17 protein-coding genes are annotated in these 25,367 nt (G+C 35.1%); 3 read left to right on the top strand and 14 right to left on the bottom strand.

The features are described from left to right. Positions 1-4: 4 nt before the first annotated feature. From GQ47_RS02990 to GQ47_RS02950, 9 genes are all read right to left on the bottom strand, one after another. The gene (locus GQ47_RS02990) at positions 5-3,361 is read right to left on the bottom strand and encodes a SusC/RagA family TonB-linked outer membrane protein (protein WP_035644608.1); all 3,357 of its coding nucleotides are present in this window, start codon (positions 3,359-3,361) and stop codon (positions 5-7) included. A gap of 14 nt (positions 3,362-3,375) precedes the next feature. Then, positions 3,376-4,479: a FecR family protein gene (locus GQ47_RS02985; protein ID WP_035644606.1), complete on the bottom strand. Its 1,104-nt coding sequence runs from the start codon at positions 4,477-4,479 to the stop codon at positions 3,376-3,378. Positions 4,480-4,545: 66 nt separating this feature from the next. Further along, positions 4,546-5,145, bottom strand: coding sequence for an RNA polymerase sigma-70 factor (locus GQ47_RS02980; RefSeq protein WP_035644604.1), 600 nt, complete (start codon positions 5,143-5,145; stop codon positions 4,546-4,548). A 296-nt stretch (positions 5,146-5,441) separates the two neighbouring features. After that, positions 5,442-6,788: a DUF3526 domain-containing protein gene (locus tag GQ47_RS02975; protein WP_035644601.1), complete on the bottom strand. Its 1,347-nt coding sequence runs from the start codon at positions 6,786-6,788 to the stop codon at positions 5,442-5,444. A gap of 1 nt (position 6,789) precedes the next feature. Then, positions 6,790-8,241: an ABC transporter permease gene (locus GQ47_RS02970; protein ID WP_051951326.1), complete on the bottom strand. Its 1,452-nt coding sequence runs from the start codon at positions 8,239-8,241 to the stop codon at positions 6,790-6,792. Positions 8,242-8,247: 6 nt separating this feature from the next. Further along, positions 8,248-10,542, bottom strand: coding sequence for a TonB-dependent siderophore receptor (locus GQ47_RS02965; RefSeq protein ID WP_035644599.1), 2,295 nt, complete (start codon positions 10,540-10,542; stop codon positions 8,248-8,250). A 31-nt stretch (positions 10,543-10,573) separates the two neighbouring features. After that, positions 10,574-11,269, bottom strand: a complete 696-nt coding sequence (locus GQ47_RS02960; protein WP_035644597.1) for an ABC transporter ATP-binding protein — start codon at positions 11,267-11,269, stop codon at positions 10,574-10,576. Between the two features lie 253 nt (positions 11,270-11,522). After that, positions 11,523-11,873 carry a hypothetical protein gene (locus tag GQ47_RS02955; RefSeq protein ID WP_035644594.1) on the bottom strand — a complete coding sequence of 117 codons (351 nt, stop codon included), beginning with the start codon at positions 11,871-11,873 and terminating at the stop codon, positions 11,523-11,525. Between the two features lie 129 nt (positions 11,874-12,002). Beyond that, positions 12,003-12,437: a DUF1810 domain-containing protein gene (locus GQ47_RS02950; protein WP_035644592.1), complete on the bottom strand. Its 435-nt coding sequence runs from the start codon at positions 12,435-12,437 to the stop codon at positions 12,003-12,005. A gap of 413 nt (positions 12,438-12,850) precedes the next feature. On the opposite strand from GQ47_RS02950, the gene GQ47_RS02945 reads away from it, so the two are divergent. Continuing rightward, a complete protein-coding gene (locus GQ47_RS02945; protein ID WP_035644590.1) occupies positions 12,851-13,600 on the top strand; it encodes a 4-hydroxy-tetrahydrodipicolinate reductase in 750 nt (249 codons plus the stop codon). Between the two features lie 221 nt (positions 13,601-13,821). Here GQ47_RS02945 and GQ47_RS02940 read toward each other — a convergent pair whose 3' ends face one another. From GQ47_RS02940 to GQ47_RS02925, 4 genes are all read right to left on the bottom strand, one after another. After that, on the bottom strand, positions 13,822-14,568 hold the full coding sequence (locus tag GQ47_RS02940; RefSeq protein WP_035644588.1) for a succinate dehydrogenase/fumarate reductase iron-sulfur subunit: 747 nt from the start codon (positions 14,566-14,568) through the stop codon (positions 13,822-13,824). An 82-nt stretch (positions 14,569-14,650) separates the two neighbouring features. Then, the gene (locus tag GQ47_RS02935; protein ID WP_035644586.1) at positions 14,651-16,558 is read right to left on the bottom strand and encodes a fumarate reductase/succinate dehydrogenase flavoprotein subunit; all 1,908 of its coding nucleotides are present in this window, start codon (positions 16,556-16,558) and stop codon (positions 14,651-14,653) included. Positions 16,559-16,767: 209 nt separating this feature from the next. After that, positions 16,768-19,689, bottom strand: coding sequence for a PQQ-dependent sugar dehydrogenase (locus tag GQ47_RS02930; protein ID WP_035644584.1), 2,922 nt, complete (start codon positions 19,687-19,689; stop codon positions 16,768-16,770). A 76-nt stretch (positions 19,690-19,765) separates the two neighbouring features. Then, positions 19,766-20,137 (bottom strand): winged helix-turn-helix transcriptional regulator, encoded by a 372-nt coding sequence (locus GQ47_RS02925; protein ID WP_051951324.1) that lies wholly within the window; start codon positions 20,135-20,137, stop codon positions 19,766-19,768. 107 nt (positions 20,138-20,244) lie between these two features. Between GQ47_RS02925 and GQ47_RS02920 the strand changes: the two genes are divergently transcribed. Beyond that, positions 20,245-20,856 carry an FMN-dependent NADH-azoreductase gene (locus GQ47_RS02920; protein ID WP_035644582.1) on the top strand — a complete coding sequence of 204 codons (612 nt, stop codon included), beginning with the start codon at positions 20,245-20,247 and terminating at the stop codon, positions 20,854-20,856. A 102-nt stretch (positions 20,857-20,958) separates the two neighbouring features. Here GQ47_RS02920 and GQ47_RS02915 read toward each other — a convergent pair whose 3' ends face one another. Further along, the gene (locus GQ47_RS02915) at positions 20,959-22,239 is read right to left on the bottom strand and encodes an acetyl-CoA C-acetyltransferase (RefSeq protein ID WP_035644579.1); all 1,281 of its coding nucleotides are present in this window, start codon (positions 22,237-22,239) and stop codon (positions 20,959-20,961) included. Positions 22,240-22,799: 560 nt separating this feature from the next. On the opposite strand from GQ47_RS02915, the gene GQ47_RS02910 reads away from it, so the two are divergent. After that, positions 22,800-25,211 (top strand): TonB-dependent receptor, encoded by a 2,412-nt coding sequence (locus GQ47_RS02910; RefSeq protein WP_035644576.1) that lies wholly within the window; start codon positions 22,800-22,802, stop codon positions 25,209-25,211. The last annotated feature ends 156 nt before the right edge of the window (positions 25,212-25,367 follow it).

The raw sequence follows: 25,367 nt of genomic DNA, 5'->3' as shown, positions 1-25,367 counted from the left end.
GTTTTTAAAATTTAGCGTTCATTCCAATCGAGATAGTTCTCGCTTGCGGATACGTGTAATTAAATTCTCTTATTCCGTTCATACCTTTCGGACTTTTTTCTTTGTACCAATACCAAACATTCGAAGCATCAGCAAAAACAGTCAGATTATCCAGAAAAGTCTTTTTTAATGGAATATTGTAACTCAAATTAACATCGCTGATTTTTAAGAAAGTAGCATCATAAATATATTTGCTCAAATTGGCATTAATTGGCGAACTGCTTACCGATGATTGCGAAACCAAATCTCCGGGTTGTCTCCAGTGATCATAAGCATTTACAGAAAGATTTCGGTTTAAAGTGTTCGAATATTTATCAATAAGCACATCTTGAACCATAAAATCGTCACCAATCTGAAAGGCACCTCTAATAGATAAAACAATATTTTTATTGATAGTAAAATTGTTGTTGAAACCACCATAAGCATCGGCTTGTTTGTCGCCAATTGGCACCCAGTCAGCATTTGTGTACAACGATTTGTAAGTTGCAGCGTCGTATATTTTTCCGTCTTTTTCAAGTAAATCGCGTCCGGTTGCGGGATCAACGCCCACCCAGTTTATTCCCCAAAGAGTAGTAGTGCTGTATCCTACTTTTTGCGCAAGCGCCAAAGTTGCTACAGAATAATCGCTTCCTAAACCTTTTAGCTCTGTTACTTTATTTTTTACAGTAGAAATATTGAAGGAAGTAGTCCATTTAAAACGATCATTTTTTATCCATTTAATTCTAGTTGTGAATTCAAAACCTTTGTTGTACATACTTGATGCATTTAACTGCATAGAAGAATAACCCGTTTCGGTTGGAATGTCTCGTGTTGTAATAATATCACTCAAATCATCATAATAATATTCCAATAATAATTCGACACGATTGAAAATATTAAAGTCGATACCAACATTGAATTTGGTATTTTTTTCCCAACCTAAATGCTCGTTTGGCGCCTCGGTTGTTGAAGCTTCGGTTCCGCCATTGTAGCCATTTTGTTTGATATTGTATAATCCTTTTGATCGATAAGAACCAATTCTTGAATTCCCAGTAGTTCCATAACTTACTTTAAATTTCAAGAGATCAAGCCACGAAGCCGATTTTAAAAAGTTTTCGTTGCTTGTAATCCAGCTAAAACCCGCACCGCCATTGTTGGCAACATCATAATCATTTCCAAAAACGGAACTTTGATCACGTCTGTAATTGACTAAGAAATAATAGCGCTTTTTATAATTATAATTGATTTGTGAAAATGCTGAAACCTTAGAATTATAACTAATATCGTGCGAATAATTCTGATTTGATTTTGACTCATCGATTTCGGTATCAGGATTATCATCTTTAAGCGCTTCTGAAACTTTATGAATCTGATTTGGATTAACAAATCCAATTCCTGATGCGTAATCAAAATTGGTTTTGTCTTCAGAAAGTTCCATGCCGACAACTCCGTCAATGGCATGATTTTCATTAAGTTGTTTCTCAAACAAAAGTTGTCCTTGCCAATTCCATTTAGTTGAATTTCGCTGATTAATTAAACGACGTCCCCAGCCTGGATATGTAATTTGGTCCAAAACAAAACTTCCGTTAAACTGACCACTTTCGTTTTCGCCCGAGAAGTAACGATCTTGTTCTTTATCCGTATAATCAAGTCCAAAAAGCGTTGAAAATTTCAAGCCTTTAGCAATTTGATAGCCAACATTTAAACTTCCTAAAATGCCATAAGTTTGGGTTTCATTTTTATTTTGAGCTATTGCAGCAAATGGATTTCCGCCGCTAATTCCGGTTAAGCCAATTTTCGAGTAAGTTCCGTCAGCATTAAATGGTGAAATCGTTGGCAAATACGCAAAATTGTAAAAAATGTTGGGTGCATCTTTTTGACTATAACTTGGATTCAGCATTAAGTTAACGTCCCATTTTCCGCTTCGATAACCTAAATTTAGTCCAAGATTTAATTGTTTGGTATTATTGCCTACTTGAGGTTCATCAATTTTTAAATAACTAAGATTACTGCGATATGAAAATTTTGAAGTAGAACCTGAAACATTCAAATTGTATTTGTTAAAGTATCCAGCGTTATTTAGTAAATCAAACCAATCCGTATTGACGCCATTGTAAGGAACATCAACAAATCCGGTTGTGGTGCTTCTCTGAAATTCATTTCTAATTTCATTGTATTGCTCGCCATTTAGATATTTAATTTGATTAATGGCAGATGAAATACCAGATTGATTCGAAAATCCGAATTGTGTTTTCCCTTTTTTTCCTTTTTTAGTTGTAATCAAAATAACACCATTTGCACCATCGGCACCATAAATACCAACTGCTGCGGCATCTTTTAAAACGGTAAATGATTCAATGTTTTCAGGTGCAATTTTCATTAACGGGTTAGAAAAATTTTCATCTGCATCTCCATTTCCGTCAAAAAAAGAGTTGTCTATTCCCATTTCTTCGCTCATTACCAAACCATCAATAATGATTAAAGGCTGACTTGAAGTTCCGGTTTTTGCTCCTGATAATGAAGAAAGTGTACCTTGTCCGCGAATATTAATTTTAACCGGCGTACCAACTCCCGAAACATTTTCGACCAAAACTCCGGCAATTTGACCTTCGACCATTTTATCGATACTTTCAGAAGCCTGTTCTACAGCAATATCTTTTGCATTTAAAGTTGAAATACTACCGACGATTTCTTCTTTTAATTTTTTAGTTCCGTAAGAGGAAGTAATAATAACCGGATTCAGTTCGTCTGTCGTTTCTTCCAGATAGAAAGTAAAAACTTTTTGATTATCAGCTTTTTGTATTTGTGTTTGCATTCCCATAAATCCGGCTTCAAGAACAAGATTCGGAATATTGTTTCCTGTTAACTGATAAACAAATTTTCCATTAAGATCAGTTATAGCGCCCATTCCGGTGCCTTTGATGCGTATTGTTGCGCCAGGAAGAGGTAATTTGTCTTTTGCATTGTAAACGGTTCCGCTTATAAATCTTTCCGTTTCCTGAGTAGCAGAATTCAAAGGAGCAGGAGCGGAGCTTGTCAATAAAACTTGTTTTTTCTGAATGTAAAACGAAATGTTTTTGTCTTTAAATAATTGCTTTAAAGTGTTTTCGAGAGTAGCATTATTTATATCTAAATCGGTTAATTGTTCGGCATCAATTTTTTTAGCATTATAAATGATTCTAAAATCAGTTTGTTCTTCAATTGATTTGATAATTAAGCTTATAGATTTGTTTTTAGCATGTATTGTAATTAATTTATTTTGAGAAAATCCTTTAAAACCTGATATGAGTAGCGCTAAGAAAAACAGAATTTTTCTTAAAACGGGTTGTATGGTAAATGTCATGTTTATTTATTTATTTATCGCGGATTGGTAATGGTAATGGTTTGTTGTTCAATAGAATAATTAAAAGGTGTGTCACGTTTTAGAAGATCTAAAATGTTCTCGACACTAGATTCGCTGATTTTTATTGTACCCGTAAAACTCTGTTTGGCCAAATCAGAATTTTCGTTGATAATTTCAACGTTATAAGTACGCTGAATAATTTTAGCGATTGTAGAAAACGGAGTGTCTTTAAAAGCAAGTTCACCTTTTGTCCAGGCAGCATAAAAGGTTGGATCTACTTCTTTTACGACAATTTTTTTGGAATTATTTTGCCAGGTTGCTATTTGGTTTGGCACAAGCAAAATGGCGTTTGAAGGATTAACTGCCTCATACATTTGTATACTTCCTTCAAGTAATGTGCCGTTAACAGTAGGGTTTTCAGGATAAGCACTCACATTAAACTTTGTCCCGAGAACCTCAATATTTGCCTGATTGGCATGCACAATAAACGGATGCGATTTATCTTTTGCAACTTCAAAAAACGCTTCACCGATCAAATAAACATTTCGGTTTCCGTTAATGCCAAACTGCTCCGGATAACGAAGCGTGGTTCCCGAATTTAAGCTCACAACGGTACCATCTGAAAGTTGAAGTTTGAAACGTTTTCCGTACGGAACTTTAAGTGTATTGTAATTTACTTTTTCATCCTGAACTTTGCCAAAATAAATAATTTGATCCGGAAATTTTTTTGCTATTAAATCACCTTTATCATTTAATAGTGTAGTCTGATTTTTTCCTCCAAAATATTCCAATCGGCCGTCGCCGAGAGCAAGAACAATTTCTTTTGAAGTTTCAGAAGTTCTATTAAATAAGTAAAAAGCGGCTCCAAAGCTTAGAAACACTAAAAACACCGCAGCATATTGCAAATATTGCCTGATTTTGTTTTTTGGCTTCATTTGGATTACCGAAACAGTATCAATTGATAAATCTGCTGCAATTGAGCTTAAAACCCAAGCTTTTTTTGCATTTATAAATTGCTTTTTATTTTCTTCTGATGCTTCAATCCATTCAAAAAGTGCCTGAACTTCTTGTTCTGAAGCTTCATTAGAAAGGTATTTATTTAAAAGTTCCGATGTCATAATTGCGTTTTAAACTTCTCGCTATACTAAGTACACCTCAGAATTAAAACACCCTACCTTCTGTCTTTAATTATTATAAATAAGGACAAAAATTAAAAACAAATAATCAGATAATTTGGTTTTTAAAATCTTCAAAGCCTTTGTCATATGGGCTTCGACAGCTTTTAAGGTAACACCCATTTCTTCGGCGATTTCTGCATTTTTTTTGTTTTCAAAGCGTTTTTTTATAAAAACTTCTCTGGTTTTTGCGGGTAAATCGCTGATAGATTCCTGTATGATGCGTTCTAATTCGGTTAATTCTAAAGTATCGAACTGAATCGAATTTAAAACTTCGATATCCAGTTCTCTTTGTTTGTAGTTTAAGTGGTCATTTTTGAATTTATCCTTCACTTTATTATGACGGATTAAATTCAGACATTTTGATTTGGCGTAAGTAAAGAGAAAAGCCTGAATTCCATTAATTGATTCAACGTTTTCTCTATTTTGCCACAAATGCAGCAAAGCTTCCTGAGCAAGGTTTTCAGCTTCATCATTATCATTTACAAATTGAAAACTGAAAGATTGAATTCGTCTGAAATATTTATCGTAGAAAAACTTAAATGCAGCTTCGTCTCCTTCCTTAAAACATAGGAATAATTCAAATTCGAAACTGGCATTATAGTTCATCAAAAGGATTTTACTTTGGAAAAGCAATATTAAGTAAATTTTAAAAACTACTCAGATTTGCTCAGAAAGCGGCAAATATAAAAGTTTATTTATATTAATTCTAAATAAAATTCAAATAAAGATTGATTCGAATAATTTTATTCAGAATAGGTTTAGAAAGTCTGAAATAGTTGGAGCGATTTAACCGCAAAGCACGCAAAGATTTTATCTCATGCAGATTTTTATAAAACGCAAAGTTCGCAAAGCTTTGTGTAAAAACTTTGCGAACTTTGCGTTAACCTTAGCGCTCTTTGCGGTTAAAAAATATTTCTTTTAAAATTCCGCCATCCAAAAACAATCAAAAGCAAATTAAAAATCAATAAAGGCAAAAACGCTTTCATTAAACTCGTTCTGGAGTTATCCTTAAAAGTTTCGACTTTAAAATTCTCCCATTTTTGCTGATCAACAGGAGCGTTATCGAATATCTTCGGATAAAAATGCAAACGGAGTTTTTCATGAAATTTTGTTGTTTCTTTTAAAAATGAAAGCTGGTTTCGCAAATCAGATTTAGCAATTTCGTTTAATTGAATCTGCGTATGAAGCGTTGGAATAAACTGTGCAATTAACTCACTTGCATGATTTCTTTGCTCCAATTTTGATTCTAATTCTTTGGATTGTACAGCCGATTCGTCGTCGCCCATTTGCTGCATGGCGTAATACCAAAGCCAGCTGAACTCTTTATCAGGTAAAGGATAATTTTTAAACTGTGGATAATGTTTGTAGAATTTATCCAATGTTTCCTGTTTATCCATATCCCATTTTTCGTGGTATGCATTTCTCTGTGTAAGCGTTAATTCTAAGGCTTCGGGAACTTTGTATTTATTGATGATATACGTATTGATTCCGGCCGGAAGAATAATAATTAGAAACAGCCAGATTGTCAATAAAATAACGGCGTTGAAGTTGGAGTTTTTCTGAAGAGAAACAATGAAAAAACAAACCGCAAACCAAAATAAAATATACAAAACCGAAAGTCCATAAAACACAAAAAATGCTTTATCAATTGGAATCTGCAAAAACAAAACAGCTGTTAAAAGTATCAAAGTTAAAAGTCCGAGTAAACTTAAAACTCGAATATAAAACAGTTTTATAATATAGATAAAGGTATTCGGACTTTGTGTTGCTACAATTTTCCAGGTTCCTGATTCTTTTTCTTCGGAAATAATATTATATGAAAAAGCGATAATTAAAAGTGGAAACAAATACAAAAGCACAAAACTAAAATCGATATTTCCTGACAAAAGATTACTTGGATTATTCAATTCCGAATCGTATTTCTGACCTTCCAAACCACGAATTGTAACACTTTGAATAGACGGATTTACATCGCGCTGTCCAATGGCTAAACTGTTAATTGGCAAAGTATTATTGACCAATGAAAATTTGATGTAGTAGAGGAGAAGCCCAATTTCGTCTTTATGAAAAGCAGCATTTCTGGCAATATGTTCTTTTTGATAAACAGCCGCTTCAATAATATTGTTTTCCTGTTTTTCCTGAAACTGATGTCCGATTAAAAGGCTTATAAAACCAATGATTAATAAAAAAACTAATCCAATTTTGGTGCCTTTCGAACGTATGAAATTTTTAAATAAGAGTACTAACATATTAAATTGCTTTTAGATTTTTAGCAGCAATTCTGATCAAAACAAATAACAGAATTACCCATAAAAGAATAGAAATAACAGAAACGATTTCTGTTTTTAAAACGCCCCAGACGCCTTTCGGCTCATAATGAAACTCCTCAACATCGGCCCAGTGTTCTTTGCCAATTGTGAGCGGTTTATCATTGGGTCCAGGTTTTTTATTGCTGATGTATTTTACCTGTAAAGCATTCATTTTCTGCGCCATTCCGTAACGGTATTTCTCGGCTTGTTTCTGAAAATCGATGTTCGAATCATAATCTGTATTTGATAATCCCATCGATAGATTTTTCATTGCGATATAAGGATTCAGGAAAGAAACAGCTTTAGAAAAACTGTTTTGTCTGGAATAGATTTTCAGTAATTCTTCTAAATGTTTGTTGTAAATATTTGAACTGATTTTCTCGCCTTCGGTCATGATAAATCCGGAATAATTAAAAGGAAGTTTTTGTACCGAATCGACTTTGTAAACTCGCAATAAAGAATCTTTTATGACTTTGTAATGCACATCATTCGGGTTGTGACTGTCACCTTGTTTCAAAATATCTTTCTCGATATCGCTGTTAAACTGGATTTTAGAAGGCGCTTCATACAGATAAGCTCCAATTGCTTGTGTTGTTCTTGGCAGAATAATGGTGAAAATCAGCCAGATTCCAATTAACGAAACCAAGGCTTTTTTTGAGGTTTTGCTTGACGCCGAAATCAAAACAGCAATGACACAAAAAAACATTAAGTAAATAAAATGAAATCCAATAAACAAAAGCATTTTGATTGTTTCATCTGCCGAAATGGAAAAGTTTTGAAGCAGTAACCAAATCAAAACAAGAACGATAATGGTTGGGATAAAAAGCAACATAACGACGCTTGCAATTCCAAGAATTTTACCAAGTAAAAGTTGTTTCCAGCTGATTCCCTGGCTTAAAAGGATTTTTAAAGTTCCATTTTCTCTTTCGTAGGCAACAGAATTAAATCCAACAAAAAAGATCAATAAAGGGAGTAAAACCTGCAAAACCATGGCGATGCTGATTTCACCAAAACGAAGCATGCTGTTAGAAAATCCGGCCTCAGAGAAGTTGGCTGTATTTTGTTTGTGTGCTTCAAGGAAAATAGCATTTCCAAAAAAAGGTTCCATTCCAAATTCAAAAACGCTTAAAGAAGTGCTTTTTCTAAAAGCAAAATTCCCATAATGCGCCATTCTATGCGGATTTTTATCTGGATTTTTCAACCAGTCTTCGCGGGATTCGTGTTGGTATTTTTCGCTGGTTTCGTTTTGGCTTTTGTAATTATCCCAACCCGAAAACGCAGCAAATAAAAGCAACGCTCCAATAAAAAGTGTAATAATATAAATCGCCGAATTTTTAAAAACAGCATTTTTAAAATGTCTGGCTATAAGGAGTTCTGTATGTAATAATTTCATAATAAATTAAAATTTATAAGTTACCGTAAGCGTAACGTTTCGGGGACTTCCGGGAAACAAACGCAAATAATTCTGCGCGCCCAGCCAATACGTTTTATTTAATAAATTGCCCGCATTTACAGCAATCTGCACATTGCTTTTGCTTGGTTTGTAGAACAAAGCCGCATCAAAAATGGTAAAATCAGGAAGCGTGAAATCTCGGGTAAACCAAGGAATTTTACTGCTTTGATACTGCATTCCAAAACCAATTCCTAAATCTTGTAAAGCAGAATCAGAAGCAAAGTTGTAGCGCGTCCATAAGTTGGCGCTGTTTTTTGGCGTGTTTTGTTTTCGTGCACCAATTAAAGCTGGATTTGCATCTTCGATAATTTCGGCATCAATATAACTGTACGAAGCATTAATTTGCCAGTCTGTTGTAATGTAACCTGCTAAATCGCACTCAAAACCACGGCTTCGTTCTGCACCTCTAGTAACTAATAAATCAGGATTTACAGGATCATTCGCATTCATTAAAATATTACGTTGTCTGATTTCGTAAATCGCGGCGTTAAAACTCATGGAGTTGTTTAAAAAAGTAGTTTTGATTCCCACTTCTTTTAAATCACTTTCCAATGGATCAAACAAACTTCCGCCAGGCAAACTTCCTGTTTGAGGCATTAAAGTAACCGTATTCGATTGTGGCTGATAACCTTCGAGATATGTCGTGTATACATTTATAGCACTATTTACGGCATAAGTAATTCCAATTCTTGGCAGCAAAGCCGATTTTTTGACTTTCAGCTCGTTATTGGTTTCATAATTCGTAATATCTTCAAACCATTCGTTTCGCAGTCCCAATAAAAAAGTAAATTTTTCCCATTGAATTTGATCCTGAATATAAATCGCGTTTGTTGTTGTTAATGCTGATGACAGCGCCGTTCTCACATTTAGGGTATAATCTTCCGGGCTTGTAAGTTTATAAGTTGGATTATTCAAATTGAAATAATCAACATTTGGTTTTGGCATTGCAACGCCGTCAATCGTAACGGTTTGGTAATTTGAGGCATTCGCTAATACAAAGCTGCTCGCAACTGTTCCGTCTTTTAATAAATAACCTCTCGCTGCGTTTTGTCCACCGCCTTTATTTTTGTTCCAGCTACTTAAATCGTAACCTGCCAATAATTTATGTTTCAATTTTCCGGTTTTGAAATCGAAATTAAAATAGGCACTCAAATTGTCTATATCCCAGTTTTGCTGACGCTGTACAAACTGCATCATTGCCAAACTTGTAACAGGTTTGTTGTTCATATCGACTGCAAAAGCATTTGTGGTACGATGTTCCTGAAGATCTTCTGTCCAGGTTTGTTTCATGTACGAAGCGTTAAAACCAATTTTAGAGCTGAATTTATGCGCAAAATTCGTCATCAAAATCATTTCTTTGGACTTGAAAAAATCACTTGGAGCACCAAGATTTAAACTTATTGGCGTTTTATTCAGACTTGTTTTTCCGGCAACGGCACCAAAAATTGGCTGTCCGCGATCCAGAATTCCGGTCATGTCGCTTAAAATTAACTCGGTGTTAATAGCCGTTTTTTCATTTGGAATATAACTGAAAGATGGCGAGATCAAAAACGATTTATTATTGACCAAATCACGAAATGATTTTGCTTGTTGATACGCACCATTAACACGATATAAAAGTGTTTTTGATTCGTTTAAAGGCCCAGTAAAATCAAGTGTTCCGCGCAAAGTACTGAAACTTCCAACGCTTAAGCTAATCTCTTTTCGGTCAATTGCTAATGGTTTTTTAGTAACCAAATTAATACTCCCACCTGGATCAACAGAAGAAAATGTTGCACTCGATGGACCTTTAATAACTTCAACACGTTCAATATTACTCGTTAAAGGCTGTAGAAAATAATATTGACGTGTTCGCATTCCGTTGATGATTTGCCCTTCCTCATTTTGGCTGATTCCCCGAATCGTGTATTGATTGTAATAACTTGCCGGAATTACGCCACTTGCCATTTTTACCGCATCAGCAAGATAAAATGCTGCTTTATCGGCAATTAATTCCTTTGTAATTGTCGAAATAGACTGCGGAATATCTTTGTTTAATGCGGCAATTTTTGTAGCTGCAAATGAATATTCGCTGTTGTATTTTTTGGTTGAACGGCCTACAATTTCAACAGTTTGCAATTCATTTTTCATCATTTTGATTGAATCTTGTGCAATGCTGTCTGTATTTTTTTTGTTCACAGCTTGAGAATGTATTGCATTTACTGCAATCATTAGAAATATAAAAGAAAATAAATTTTTCATGTTTTATAGAGAATGGAAATGCTATTTCCTTTTAAACCGTTTGTAGATACAAATTTTCAAGTTCGTCAGCCGAAATTTTAGATGCTTCGATTACGGTAACAAGATTTCCTTGTTTCATAATCCCTATGCGGGAAGCTACTTCACGGGCTCTGAAAATATCATGAGTAGCCATTAAAATTGCGGTTCCATCAGCTGAAAGTTCTTTTAAAATCTGCGAAAATTCATTAGAAGCTTTTGGGTCTAAACCACTTGTAGGTTCATCTAGCAATAACACTTTTGCTTTTTTTGCAATCGCAATTGCGATCCCAACTTTTTGACGCATTCCTTTAGAATAGCCTTCTAAATTTTTATCATGAGCATTGGCCTGTAATCCTGCTTTGTTTAAAAAATAGGCCAATTCACCTTTCGTATATTTGAATCCAGCCAATGAAGAGAAAAACTTAAGGTTTTCTAAACCAGTTAAATTCGGATATAACATTACGGTTTCTGGAATATAAGCGACATGTTTTTTGGTTTGCTGCGTATTTTCAATTACAGATATATTATTAATTTCTAATTCTCCAGATGTGGGTTCAACAAAGCCAAGAAATAAATTGATTGTAGTCGTTTTTCCAGCTCCATTTTGACCTAATAAGGCAAAGATTTCACCTTCGTTTATCGTTAAGTTTAAGGCATTTAAAGCGGTATAATCTCCGTACTTTTTAGTCAGATTTTTTGCTGTAAGCATAGTATTATTTATTTTGAAAGATTTGATTTTTAAAAAATAGATATATAAAATTCACGCCTTTACGTATTTGTAAAAGCATAATTTTTGGTTTGAAATAAGGGAGATTTACTACAAAGAATAGAAAAGAGGATTTGATTTGTATTTTGAAAAACAAATCAAACAAAACATAAAATAAAATAGTATTGCTTTTATCTATTTCAATGAAAAAGATAAAAGGCAAATTTTAGTTTAAAAAAAATTAAAATGTAGTAAATTAAAGAAGCACAGGAGGTGCACGAAGTGCAAAAAGGCTTCCTTTGAAAAATGTTGAAACTGTCTTAGAATAAAAGAAATGATAAGAAGTTTGAACACTTATTTTATGAAATGAAATTGTCTGAAAAGAATTCGGGATAAAAGTGCTGAAAGTAAAATGGCAAACATGACACGTATTCTCAACAGAATGGCTGTGTGTTATTTGATTTTCTCCAGGTTTGTGTTTATGAACACAATGTTTTTCAGAAAACTGCTTAACAACGTGCTCGTACGAGTGAACAGTCTGAAACAGCATTGCGAACAATACTGCAAAAGACATCAAGAAATTTACAACTATAATTTTCTTTTTCATTCGGTGGTATTTCAGTGCAATTCTTAAGTCACTCAAAACGAAACTGATAAACGCAACAGTGTTGCAAATATAATTATCTTATTTTGAAAACCCTGAAAAACGTACTGTTTTTATTGAAAAATCAAAAAACTATAAATTGCTATACAATAACTGCAAAGTGTGAAAATCGGTTGAACCATCAAAATATTTATGGAGTGCTTCCTGAAATACTGGCTCCGTATTTTGTACGCTGGCAAATAAAGTCAGACACGATTGCAATTTTTCATCATCAGGAGTACCAAATATTTCTTCAGCTGTTTTCTCTTCAGTCTTAATTAATTCTGAAGTAATTTCAATGAGATGTTTTCCTAAAATGGGATGTTCCAAAAAGGCAATAGCTTCATCTGCATTTTTAATTTCATAGAATTTTGAAGTATCACACGAACCAGATCCTTTTATTTGCGGAAATACAAACCACATCCATGGCGATTCTTTTTTACCTTTTTTAATTTCAGCCAGCGCTGATAGGTACAATTTATTTTGTGCGTCTAAAAAACGCATTAATTCATTCGTATTGTAGGCCATTATATGATGATTTTGTTTGGGACAATCACGAGATAAAACTACTGAAAATATGTTTAGTTGTACACTTCAAAATCACTTTTTTTACTCTTAATTTTTAAAGAAATAACAGAAATATAATTATGTAAGGCTTATCCTGTCTGCGATTTAGAGATTGCTAAAAAAGACGACTTTTAGAAAACAATAATGGAAAAATGAATTTGAGGCAGTAAATCAATTTAGTAATATTATTCTTATTAAGTATTTTTTTTGTGGTTACATAAGAGGGATTTTAATGGGATTCCCGTGATATTTTTCCTATTTTAGCAAAAGACGATAATTAACAATTTTATTAATTATCATTTTTAGTCGGCATTAATTTCAATAAAATGCCAATTTCTTCTAACGGGCATTTCGTCCAAAAAAAATAAATAAATATGAGAATAGGATTAATCGGATTCGGGAAAACTGGAAAATCAGTGGCATCAATATTACTTGAAAATAAAAAATTCTCACTCGAATGGGTTTTAAGACAAAGCAATGTTTTAGAACATCGATCTGTTCCAGAATTTTTTGGTATTGAGTCAAACGAACCCGGATTAATTTATTCGAGTTCCAAAACCTCAATCGAAGAATTGCTAGAAAATCATCCGGTTGATGCCATAATAGATTTTTCATCAAATGAAGGAATTTATACTTATGGAGAAACAGCGGCCAAAAAGAAGGTCAAAATTATTTCAGCAATTTCACATTATAAAGACAAGGAACTGCAATTTCTAAAAAACCTTTCGCAAAAAACGACAGTATTTTGGTCGCCAAATATTACACTCGGAGTTAATTATTTATTGTTTGCCGCCAAATTTTTGAAGAAAATCGCGCCGTGGGTTGATATTGAAGTAAATGAAGAACATTTCAAAACGAAACAAGGAACATCGGGAACAGCAATAAAAATCGCTGAAGCTTTGGAGGTTGAAAAAGAAAATATCAATTCGGTGAGAGCAGGAGGAATTGTTGGAAAACACGAAGTTATTTTTGGTTTCCCATTTCAAACCGTCAGATTAATTCATGAGTCTATTTCGAGAGAAGCTTTTGGAAACGGAGTTATTTTCGTAGCTGAAAATTTAAAAGACAAACAAAGAGGACTTTATAACTTTGAAGATATTCTGACGCCGTATTTTGTAGTTTAGAAATTTTTAATAAACTGCTATTTGTCATCCTGAGCGAAGTCGAAGGATAAGCGCAACGTATTTTCTCATTCTTGTCATTTCGACGAAGGAGAAATCTCCACAAGTAACTCCGCAATGTTAATCCAATCTTTGTCGAGCTTCTTAAAGAGATTTCTCCTTCGTCGAAATGACAAACTGTTCTAAATAGGAATGTATTATTTTGAATAATAATTAATCAATTGTTATTTTCTAAGAAGAATCGCTTTGCTATACTCATAATTCATTTTTGCAATCGAAAGTACCGAAATGCCTTGCGGACATTCAATTTCACAAGCTCTTGTATCTGAACAGTTACCAAAACCTAATGCATCCATTTGCTGAACCATCGTTAAAACTCTTTTTGAAGCCTCAATTTGACCTTGTGGAAGCAAAGCAAGATGTGTGATTTTTGCGCCCGTAAACAAAGCCGCACTGGCATTTTTGCAACTGGCGACACAAGCTCCACAGCCAATACAAGCAGCAGCATCAAAAGAAGCTTCGGCGGTTTCGTATGAAATAGGAATACTATTTGCTTCTGGCGCCTGACCTGTTGCAGCTCCAATAAAACCACCGGCTGTAATAATCGAATCAAATGCTTTTCTATCAATTTTTAAATCGCGTAATACGGGAAAAGCTTTTGCGCGAAAAGGTTCAATATAAATCGTGTCGCCGTCTTTAAAACTTCTCATATGAAGTTGGCAGGTTGTAGTGTTTTTTAACGGTCCATGAGCTCTTCCGTTTATCATTACACCGCATTGCCCGCAAATTCCTTCTCTACAGTCATGATCAAATTCGATAACGCGTTCTCCATTTTGAACAAGAGATTCATTCAAAAGATCCAGCATCTCTAGAAACGACATATGTTCTGATACGCCATCAATTTCATAATCTGTCATTTCTCCTTTTGATGAAGAGTTAAATTGCCGCCATATTTTAAGATAAAGTTTCATAGTAATTGTTAATTATTAATTGTTAATTGTAAATTTTCTAGGTTGGATCGCTAATTTATAATTAACAATTAACCATTTACCATTATTTATAGCTTCTCACTGCAAGTTCTACCGATTCAAAGGTTAAAGGCTCTTTGTGAAGTTCGGGTTGGTTATTTAATCCTTTCCATTCCCAAGCCGATACATAACAAAATTCATTGTCGTTGCGGACAGCTTCTCCGTCAGCGGTTTGATATTCTTCTCTAAAATGAGCACCGCAGGATTCTTCACGTTGTAAGGCATCATGACACATTAATTCGGCTAATTCTATATAATCTGAAATTCGGCCGGCTTTTTCGAGTTCACTGTTTAAAGTATTATCGCCAGTAATTCTGAGATCTTTTTCAAATGAAGCTTTGAGTTCGCGAATTTCGATTAAAGCTTCTTCCAATTTTTTTCTGCTTCGCGAAAGACCGCATTTTTCGTAAAGAAGACGTCCGATTTTTTTGTGAAAATAATCAGCTGAAAGAGTTCCATTGGTATGTAAAAAACGATCCAGTTGTCTTCTGACTGTTTTTTCAGCTTCTTCAAAAGCAGGATGCGAAATATCAATTTTTGGTGCACTTAATTCTCCAGAAAGATAATTCGGAATTGTATAAGGAGCAATAAAATAACCATCAACGCAAGCCTGAAGTAGTGAATTTGCGCCGAGTCTGTTAGCGCCGTGATCGGCAAAATTGGCTTCTCCCAAGGCAAATAAACCAGGAATTGTCGTCATTAATTCATAATCAACCCAAAGTCCACCCATTGTAAAATGTGCGGAAGGCGAAATCAGCATTGGTTCTTTATATGCATTGATTCCAGTAATTTTTTCATACATCGCAAAAAGATTGCTGTATTTGGCTTCGATTTTATCTTTTCCTTGCGCTTTTATAGCATCGGAGAAATCGAGATAAATAGCATTTTTCATTGGGCCAACGCCATGTCCGGCATCAATTTGCTCTTTTGCGGCTCTTGAAGAAATATCTCTGGGAGCCAGGTTTCCAAAGGAAGGATATTTTCGTTCCAAATAATAATCACGTTCTTCTTCTGGAATTGTATTTGGATTTCGGTCGTCAGCGGCTTTTTTTGGAACCCAGATTCGGCCATCATTTCGAAGAGATTCCGACATCAAAGTTAATTTCGACTGATTCTCACCATGCTGTGGTAATGAAGTAGGATGAAACTGAATCCAGCTTACACCGGCCATAAAAGCGCCTTTTTTGTGCGCTCGCCAAATAGCCGAACTGTTGCAGCCCATCGCTAATGTTGAGAGATAATATACTTTTCCGTAGCCACCAGAAGCCAGAACAACGGCATCGGCGGCATGACGTTCTAATTCACCAGTTTCAAGATTTCTTGCAATAATACCTTTTGCTTTTCCGTCAATAACGATTAGCTCAAGCATTTCGTGTCGGGTATGCAAATCAACTTTTCCAAGCGAAACTTGTCGAAGCAAACCTTGATAAGCGCCAAGTAAAAGCTGTTGTCCGGTTTGGCCGCGCGCATAAAAAGTTCTTGAAACCTGAACGCCGCCAAAAGATCGATTATTCAAATAACCCGCATATTCTCTTGCAAAAGGTACGCCTTGGGCGACAGCATGATCAATCAACGCAGCAGAACATTCTGCTAAACGATAGACATTTGCTTCTCGGGATCTAAAATCTCCCCCTTTGATGGTGTCATAAAACATTCTGTAAGTGCTGTCGCCGTCATTTTTGTAGTTTTTTGCGGCATTAACACCGCCTTGTGCTGCAACAGAATGGGCTCTTCGGGCAGAATCCTGAAAACAAAATGATTTTATATTATAGCCTTGTTCTGCCAGAGATGCAGCACATGAAGCACCTGCAAGTCCAGTTCCAACAACAATAACGGTAAGTTTTTTTCGGTTCGCCGGATTTACAAGTTTGGCTTTTTCTTTGTAATGACTCCACTTATCGGCAAGAGGTCCTTCGGGTATTTTTGATTCCATTCTTTCAGCTGTTTAAAATAGTTGAGACAAAATTTTAAGAAATCGAAATTGTAAGGGCACTCTAATTTACTATAAATTATTTAATTACGAATAATTTGTCAAAATTTAAACTTCATTTTATAAAGTGTTTTTTATGATTGAAACAAAAAAACAAACCTGCAAAACCATTCTTTTTTGGTTATGCGGGTTTTATAATTGTTTTCTAAAATTTATTGCTTGCCGATTGGTATCGCTTTGCTGGTTTCATTTGTTTTGATGAAATAAATTCCTGCAGCATGTTCAGAGATCGAAATCAGATTTCCTTTGCCTTGTTTGATTTTAGTTCCCAAAGCAGAAAATACCGTCCATTCCACTTCTTTAGATAAATGGAAAATTCCTTTAGACGGATTTGGAAAAACGATGATTTTATTGGATGCTTCATCCGGATTTTCTACGCCAAGATGGCAATCATGAACCATATAGGAAATATCTTTAGTATTGCTTCCGCCAGAATTAGTTACAGTCAAAGAAACTTCTTTATCGCCTTCTGTACTGTAAATAACAGAATGCGGACCAATTCCTGTTGCTGTCGCCGGCTGTGCATTTACGCCAAAATTCCAAGTATAAGTGTCTACAGTACCGACAGAAACAGAAGTAAAAGTGACAGCAGTATTTGTACAACCCATTTGAGGTGTAAACTCAAAATCGGCAACAGGAGCTGCAGTGCCAGCTGTGAGAATAAATTCCATTTTATTGACGTTGATGTCGTTTTCATCAAAATACAAAGTAATAACGTGATCGCCCTGCGTTAACGTAATATTTGGAATAGCGACAGTCTGCCAAGCCTGAAAACCTCCAGTATTTGGAATGTTCACAACACCCGTTACATTTGCGCCATCAACTTCCAAATGTAATTTTCGGGTATTGTATGGTGTTGCGATTCTTAAATTAATAGTATAAGTTCCAGTAGTGTTTACTCTTGCGGTATATTTCAGCCATTCATCTTTTGCTACGTAAGACAGATTAAATCCGCCCTCATTACAAACTTCTGTTCCAACGCCGTCGCCAGCTCTGTATGCAGTATCACCACCGCTATTTTTATCCAGAAAAGCACCGGGACCGACATCATAATTTTCGGCTTCAATAATTCCAGGAATCTGAGCCACTACTCCCTGATAAGGTGCATTTTGAAGCGTAGTTGCTGTATAAAAAGCGGTATAAGTAATTGTCCCTGTTGCCGGAGCTTTAAAAGTTTGATTGGCTGTTCCGCCCTGACTCCAGTGATCAAAGTCATAACGAATATTTCCAACATATTGCGGAGTTGGCGCATTTAAAGTCTGTAAAGTCGCGTTTGCCACAACTTGTTTTGTTGAAGGCGCTGTAACTGTTTTTTGATTAAATTCTAAATTAAGTGGTACAGGCGAAGAAGCTGCTGTAACATCAACCAGATTAGGTTTGATATCAACAAAAGCCGTAGCTGTTAAACCATTGCTATCTGTTACTTTTACCGTAAAACGATACCATACATTTGGTGTCTTTTCGCCTTGATTTGATGCTGTAAAATTTCCTGATTTTACGCCTTGTGGACTTGCGCCTGGGTGCGAATGTCCGGCTCCCGGAATATCTTCATGAAAAAGATCTATACTCCATGAAAAAGCGCTTGCAGGTAATGTGCCGTCTTCAATATCTGATGCCGTTGCTTCAAAATGGACAATATCTTCAGCATTCCATTTTAAAGAAGGCAAAGGAGAAACTATAGAAACTGTTGGTGCATTTGTAAAAGGTGTTACTGTCAAAACTGCATTATTGCTGGTTACATTTCCGGCTGTATTTGTGACAATAACTCGATAATTTCCTGCATTTGCAGCGGTCACATTTGGAATTGTATAACTAGTGGCAGTTGCACCGTTAATATTCGCATTGTTATACTGCCATTGATAAGTAAGTCCAACACCACTGGCCGAAACTGTAAATGTTACAGGTTTTGTTTCCATTATGGATTGAGAAAGTGGATGATTTACAATAGTAGGAGCAGCAGTTGCAATATAATCAAGTTTGATAAGCGCACCATTGTTTCCGTATACGCAATAATAAATATAGCCGTCATTGCCCAGCATCATTCCGAGAGCCTGCTGTTGTGGAGCCGAATAAAATTCAGTAGAAACAGGATCAGCAATATTTGGGTCAAAAGAGCGTATGGCATTTCGAACAAAATCCTTGATAATAAATTTGCCTTCAAGATTAGGATAACGTGGCGTATCCGGATTATATAATACACCATTGGTCAGCGCATTACCAATAGTTCCTGTTCCGTAGGTAAATATCGGATTGGTAAATAAATTGGTTTCTGTCTGCTTTCCGTCACCTCCTTGTGGATGTCCCCAGGCATAATTACGAATAGCCGGATTGCTGATTTCGTTTATTTCTTCCCAAGAAGTTCCCACGTCCAAAACAAATAATTTATTGGCTTTTATGTTCGGAACCAGCCTCCACGGATTTCTAAAACCATATACCCAGATACTTTGTCTTTGTAAAGAACCGCTTCCGTAAAATGGATTTCCTGGTGCAGGCTGTCCATTTTCTGTAAGTCTGAGGATTTTTCCTTTGTATGTGTCCAAATCCTGAGAATTGGTATTCTGCTGGCTGTCACCAACAGTTACATAAAGAAAACCGTTAAAGAATTTTAAATCACCTCCGTTATGAAAACCACCGCCAATAGGTTCTAAAAGTAAAATTTCCTGTCTGTTGACTACCTGATTGGCATTATCGATTTTAATTCTTTCAATACGATGTCTGATTACTGTTCCGTCGTTGATTGAATAAAAAACATAAATATAACCGTTTGTGGCGAAATCTGGATGCAAAGTCAAACCAAGTAGACCTTGTTCATTGTCTGTAACGGTATTTACAGTAAAAACGGTAGAAACAGCATTGTTCTGAAAAACTTTTACAATACCGCCTCTTTCTGCGATGAAAATTCTTCCGTCAAGAGATTGTTCCAGCGAAAGCCCTTCTTTGATAACTGCTGTGGGAGCAAGATTTTGTGTAATGTACTGACTGTAGGATTTTGAGGTCATCAATAAAATGAAAACACAAAATAAATGCAGTAATTGTCGCCTTTTTTTAATTCGGACCTGTAAGTTTTTTTTCATAAGTATTTAATAGGATTAATAAATTTGGGTAACCAAATTTAATCTTTTTCCTCTTAATTACTTATCTAACAATTACTTATTTGCCAATAATTTCTTTTCGATGTAAAGTTCCCCATTCATTTAATGCTCCAATGACATTATACAAAGTATGGCTATGTTCTGTTCTTGCGTATTCAACGGTTGGCGGAAAAGTATCATAAACCGTTCTGGTAACTAGTTTGTTCATTTCTAAATCTTTCAGCTCTTTAGAAAGCATTTTATCTGTAATTCCATTTATATCTTTAGAAATCTCTTTGAATCGTTTTGGTCTGTTTGATAATGCAATTAAAATTGGCAATTTCCATCTGCCGCTTAAAACTTCTAATGCATCTCTTACTGGTAATAATGCTGCCAGACATCCTTCCGGCTCACAGCCCATTTCTTTTGTTATTTCGGCTTTTGTTTTCATACGTATTGCTTTACTATCCTCAATGATAGCGCTATCCTCGAGGATAGTACTATAAAATGTATAGCAAATGTAGATAAGTTTGTATTGTAAAACAAACAATATAAATTATGAGCCAAAAAATTCTACGAATAATTACTAGTACCAACGGAGATACTTCGTTTAGTAATCAATTATCTAATGCGGTTATTGAAAAATTAACTGCATCAAATCCTGAAACTGAAGTTCAGACACTGGATCTTACTAAAACACCTTTACCTTATTTGACGGGTTCGCATATTAATGCCGTTTATACGCCTGAAGATGCACATTCGCCAGAACAAACCGAGGCATTGAAATATTCTGATGCGGCAATAAAAACGTTATTAGAATCAGATGTTATTGTAATTGGAGTGCCTTTGTACAATTTTGGAATTCCAGCGGTTTTAAAAGGATGGATTGACCAAATTGCCAGAGCAGGAAAAACTTTTAGTTATAGTGCCGAAGGTCCAAAAGGATTGGTTACAGATAAAAAAGTATATTTATCTATTGCTTCTGGAGCTATATTTTCTGAAGGACCATATAAAAGTTATGATTTCTCAGAATCGTATTTGCGCACCGTATTTGGTTTTTTAGGCATGACTGATGTTACGACTTTCCGTGTTGAAGGAACTGCAATTCCTGATTTTGCTGAAAATGCTTTACCAAAAGCGATATCTTCTGTTGAAGAATTTGCTTTTTAAAAAATCAAAAAAGAAATCTGCCAATCTGCTAAATCTGCGTGAAAAAATTACTCCCGCAGATTTAGCAGATTTTTATAGTGAAACTCAAGAATGTCTTAAATATTATTTCTCAATAATCATTGTAACGCCTTGTCCGCCAGCAGCGCAAATCGATACAAAACCTTTTCCTGATCCTTTTTCGTTCAATAATTTAGCCATTACACCAATAATTCGGCCTCCGGTTGCTGCAAAAGGATGTGCAGCTGCGAGACTGCTTCCTTTTACATTCAGTTTTTCTCTGTCGATTGCTCCAAGTGTTTTCTTTAAACCAATTTCGGTGCTTAATTCTGGGCTTTCCCAAATTTTTAAAGTTGCCAAAGTTTGCGCAGCAAAAGCTTCATGTATTTCATAATAATCAAAATCCTGAAGATTTAATCCTGCTTTTTCCAGCATTCTTGAAGCGGCAAATAATGGTGCCAATAAAAGATTTTGCTGATTTTTGACATATTCGATTGCTGCAATTTCTGCGAAAGTGATGTAAGCCAAAATTGGAAGACCTTGTTCTTTTGCCCATTCTTCGCTGGCTAAAAGAATGCAAGAAGCTCCGTCTGTCAATGGAGTTGAATTTCCAGCTGTCAATGTTCCGTTTATTTTGTCAAATGCGGGTTTCAGGCTTCTCAATTTTTCAATTGTACTGTCTTTTCTTAAATTGTTGTCTTTTTCAAGACCATTAAAAGGCGTAATCATATCATCAAAAAAACCTTCGTCATACGCTTTTGCCATTTTCAAATGGCTATTTAGGGCAAATTGATCCTGATCTTCTCTTGAAATTTTATAATATTTGGCAGTAATTTCGGTATGTCCGCCCATCGAAAGTCCAGTTTGAGATTCTTCGTTTCGAGGAACTAATGGTGATAAATCTTTCGGACGAATTTTCAGAAAAGATTTAATTTTTCCGCCCACAGATTTTGCTTGTCGCGCTTCCAATAGAATTTTTCGAAGCTTTTCACTGAACGCCATCGGAATATCACTGATTGAATCGACACCTCCGGCAATTCCAGAATCAATTTGTCCAAGTGCAATTTTATTGGCAATATAAACCGCACTTTCAATTCCGGTATCACAGGCCTGTTGTAAATCGCAGGCTGGAGTAGCAGGATCCAGAGATGTTTTCATAACACATTCTCTAATCAAATTCATATCATAAGAATGTTTTATAACTGCTCCGCCAGCGACTTCGCCTAATAATTGTCCTTTTAGATTGTATTTATCGATAAGTCCGTTTAAAGTTGCGGTCATCATTTCCTGATTTCCAACATTTGAATATGCAGTATTTGCTCGTGCAAAAGGAATTCGGTTATAGCCAACGATCGCGACTTTTCTAATTGTTGAGGTATTGTTCATCTTAAAACTAGATTTGTTTTGAAGATTAAAGATAAGTGGAAAATGTGATAATTAGATAATGTGCCAATTAGAAAATTATAAACATCAATAAATTACTTAATTATCAAATTGGCACATTATCAAATTCTACTTATTCATCGCAATTTAATCTGAAGGTGACATGGAGAAATGTTTCTGAAAATTTTTTCCAAAGCTTGTTTGCGATTTATAACCAACCATTTCGGCTATTTTAATGAAAGCGCCGTTTCACCTAGAAAAGCCGGGATGATTTCAATTGAATTTAAAGGAGATAAATTAGTCGCAAATCCAGAGAGTTTTATTTTTTTGAACAAAAATTAATTTCAAAACGTTATTTAAAAAATCATTTTACTCTTATTTAGAATCATAGAAATTTCAATGAAGCCTGTTTTATTTTAAAGCAGGCTTTTTTATTGATAGTCATTGTGTTATAAGCGTTGGTTTTACATCTTTCAATTATCCTTATTTAGAATAATTAAAAATAATTAGGAAAAACAAGTTTTAGAAACTACTTTTGCCAACGAAATTTAAAACCAGACAAAATGAATAGCTTAACCATTAAAAAAATCTGTTTTTTTGTGCTTTTCGTAACATCATTAACTATGATGGCGCAAAATCAAAATACAGGCAGGGTAACAGGAAAAGTATCTTTGAGCGGAAATGCTCCGGCGGAAGGTGTATCTGTTGCTCTTAAAGGAACAAAATATAGTGCTATAACCAATGAAAATGGGCAGTACGAGATTAGAAATGTAAAACCAGGCTCTTACACGATCAGCATTCATTCAGTTGGAATTCATGGTCAAGAGGCGACCATTGTTGTAACAGCAAAACAAGTCACAACAAAAAACTTTGCACTTTCTGAAAGTCAGGAAGATCTTGATGAAGTTGTTATTACAAAAAACAAATACAAACAGGATAAACCTTCATTGTCGTTGCGTCTTCAGACTCCGGTATTAGAAATTCCGCAAAACGTTCAGATTGTAAGCGGTCAGACTTTAAAAGATCAGCAAATTACAAGTATGAGCGACGGAGTTATCCGTAACGTGAGTGGAGCGGTACGTTTGGAACACTGGGGCGATTTGTACACCAATATTACAATGCGTGGTTCTCAAATCCAGGCTTTTAGAAACGGATTTAATGTGGTTTCTTCTTTCTGGGGACCATTAACTGAAGATATGAGTTTTGTAGATCATATTGAATTTGTAAAAGGACCTGCCGGATTCATGCTTTCAAGTGGTGACCCAAGCGGACTTTATAATGTGGTGACTAAAAAACCAACCGGAATTACAAAAGGAGAAGTTTCTGTACTTGGCGGAAGCTATGATTTTTACAGAGTTAGCCTTGATCTTGACGGGAAATTGGATAAAAAAGGAAAATTGCTTTACAGATTCAACGGAACTGCTCAAAATAAAGGTTCGCACCGTGCATTTGAACATAATAACCGTTATGTAATTGCTCCGGTAATTTCATATCAAATTGACGATAAAACAAAAATTACTGCTGAATACAATTTTCAGTATGCAAACATGACGGAGGTTGGTTCGTACTATGTTTTTGGACCTGCATCTGATGGATATGCAACATTGCCAGTTGGATTTACCATGACACAACCGGGAATTCCAGATACTAATATTCAGGATCACAGCGGTTATTTTACGTTTGAGCATAAGTTTGATGACAACTGGAAACTTACAGCACAGACTTCTTATTTTAAATATATTCAACAAGGATATAGTTCATGGCCAAGCATGGTTGGTTCTGATGATAATGCTCTTGGAAAAGGAAATATTATTAGAAATGTTGGTATTTGGGATGCAGAAAGTAACATGTATTTAGGACAAATATTTGTAAACGGGAAATTTAACACAGGATCTGTTAGCCACAAAATATTAAGTGGAGTAGACTTAGGAAGTAAAGATTATATGGCAGATTGGGGACAATCTCATAATTTAGATACAGCAGCTAATCCATTTAATGTTTATAATCCAAATTACGGAACGCCATCTAATGGTTTCCCTGCTTTTGACCACGATACACCATTAAGCCAAAGAGCTGGCGGACTTTACGGTTCAGAATATGCGGCTGGTTATATTCAGGATGAACTTGGTTTCTTCCAAAATAAATTAAGATTGACTCTTGCTGCAAGATATACATGGATTAATCAAACTAGCAGTTATGATAATCCACAAGAAGATAGTCATATTACACCTCGTGTAGGAGTTAGTTATTCTCTAAACGAAAGCACAGCCTTTTACGGATTATATGACCAGGCTTTTTCGCCTCAATCAGGAGTTGTTAGAGATGGTCAGGTTAAGCCGCTTACAGGAAATAATGTTGAATTCGGAATTAAAAAAGACTGGTTTGACGGTTCTTGGAACACAAGTGCATCTGTTTATAATATCTTGAAAAAAAATGAACTTACCGCTGATCCTAGAAATACACCAAATGAACAATATAAAATTGTCCTTGGAGAAAAAAGAGCTCAGGGTGTTGAATTTGACGTTAGAGGAAAACTATTTGATGGTTTAAATCTTATCGCAAATTATGCTTTTACAGAATCTATTGTAAATAAAGTTGATCCGTTAGTTTCTGCTGCAACAGGAATTGAAAAAGGAGATATCGTACCAGGTTATGCTAAACATACAGCAAATGCATGGTTAAACTATACAGTTCAGGGCGGAAAACTAAAAGGTTTTGGAGCTTCTATTGGAGGAACTTTCCTTGACGGACGCCAAACAGATACTTGGAGTGAAGGTCTTCAAAAATTGCCTTCTTACTTTAAATTAGATGGAGGTTTGTCTTATGAAACTGGTAAAGTTAAAGTAACGGCTAACGTATTTAATATCTTGAATAAATACCTTTATAGCGGTTCTTATTACCAGTGGCTTGATGCTTATTATTGGCAGACTGAAGCGCCAACAAACTTTAGAGTTGGTGTAACATATAAATTTTAATGGTTTGTTCTAGTTGAAAAATTACAAATCAAAAAAGCATCTGTCTTAATTGGCAGATGCTTTTTTTTTTAAGCTACTAAGTTGCTAAGATTCTGAGGTTCTAAGTTTAAAAAAAAACTTTTAATCTGTGTAATCTGTGTAATCTGTGGCTAGAAA

The sequence above is a fragment of the Flavobacterium sp. ASV13 genome (assembly GCF_000745775.1).
Classification (GTDB): domain Bacteria; phylum Bacteroidota; class Bacteroidia; order Flavobacteriales; family Flavobacteriaceae; genus Flavobacterium.
The sequence above is the reverse complement of the archived record's forward strand: the minus strand, read 5'-3'. Positions and strand labels throughout refer to the sequence as shown.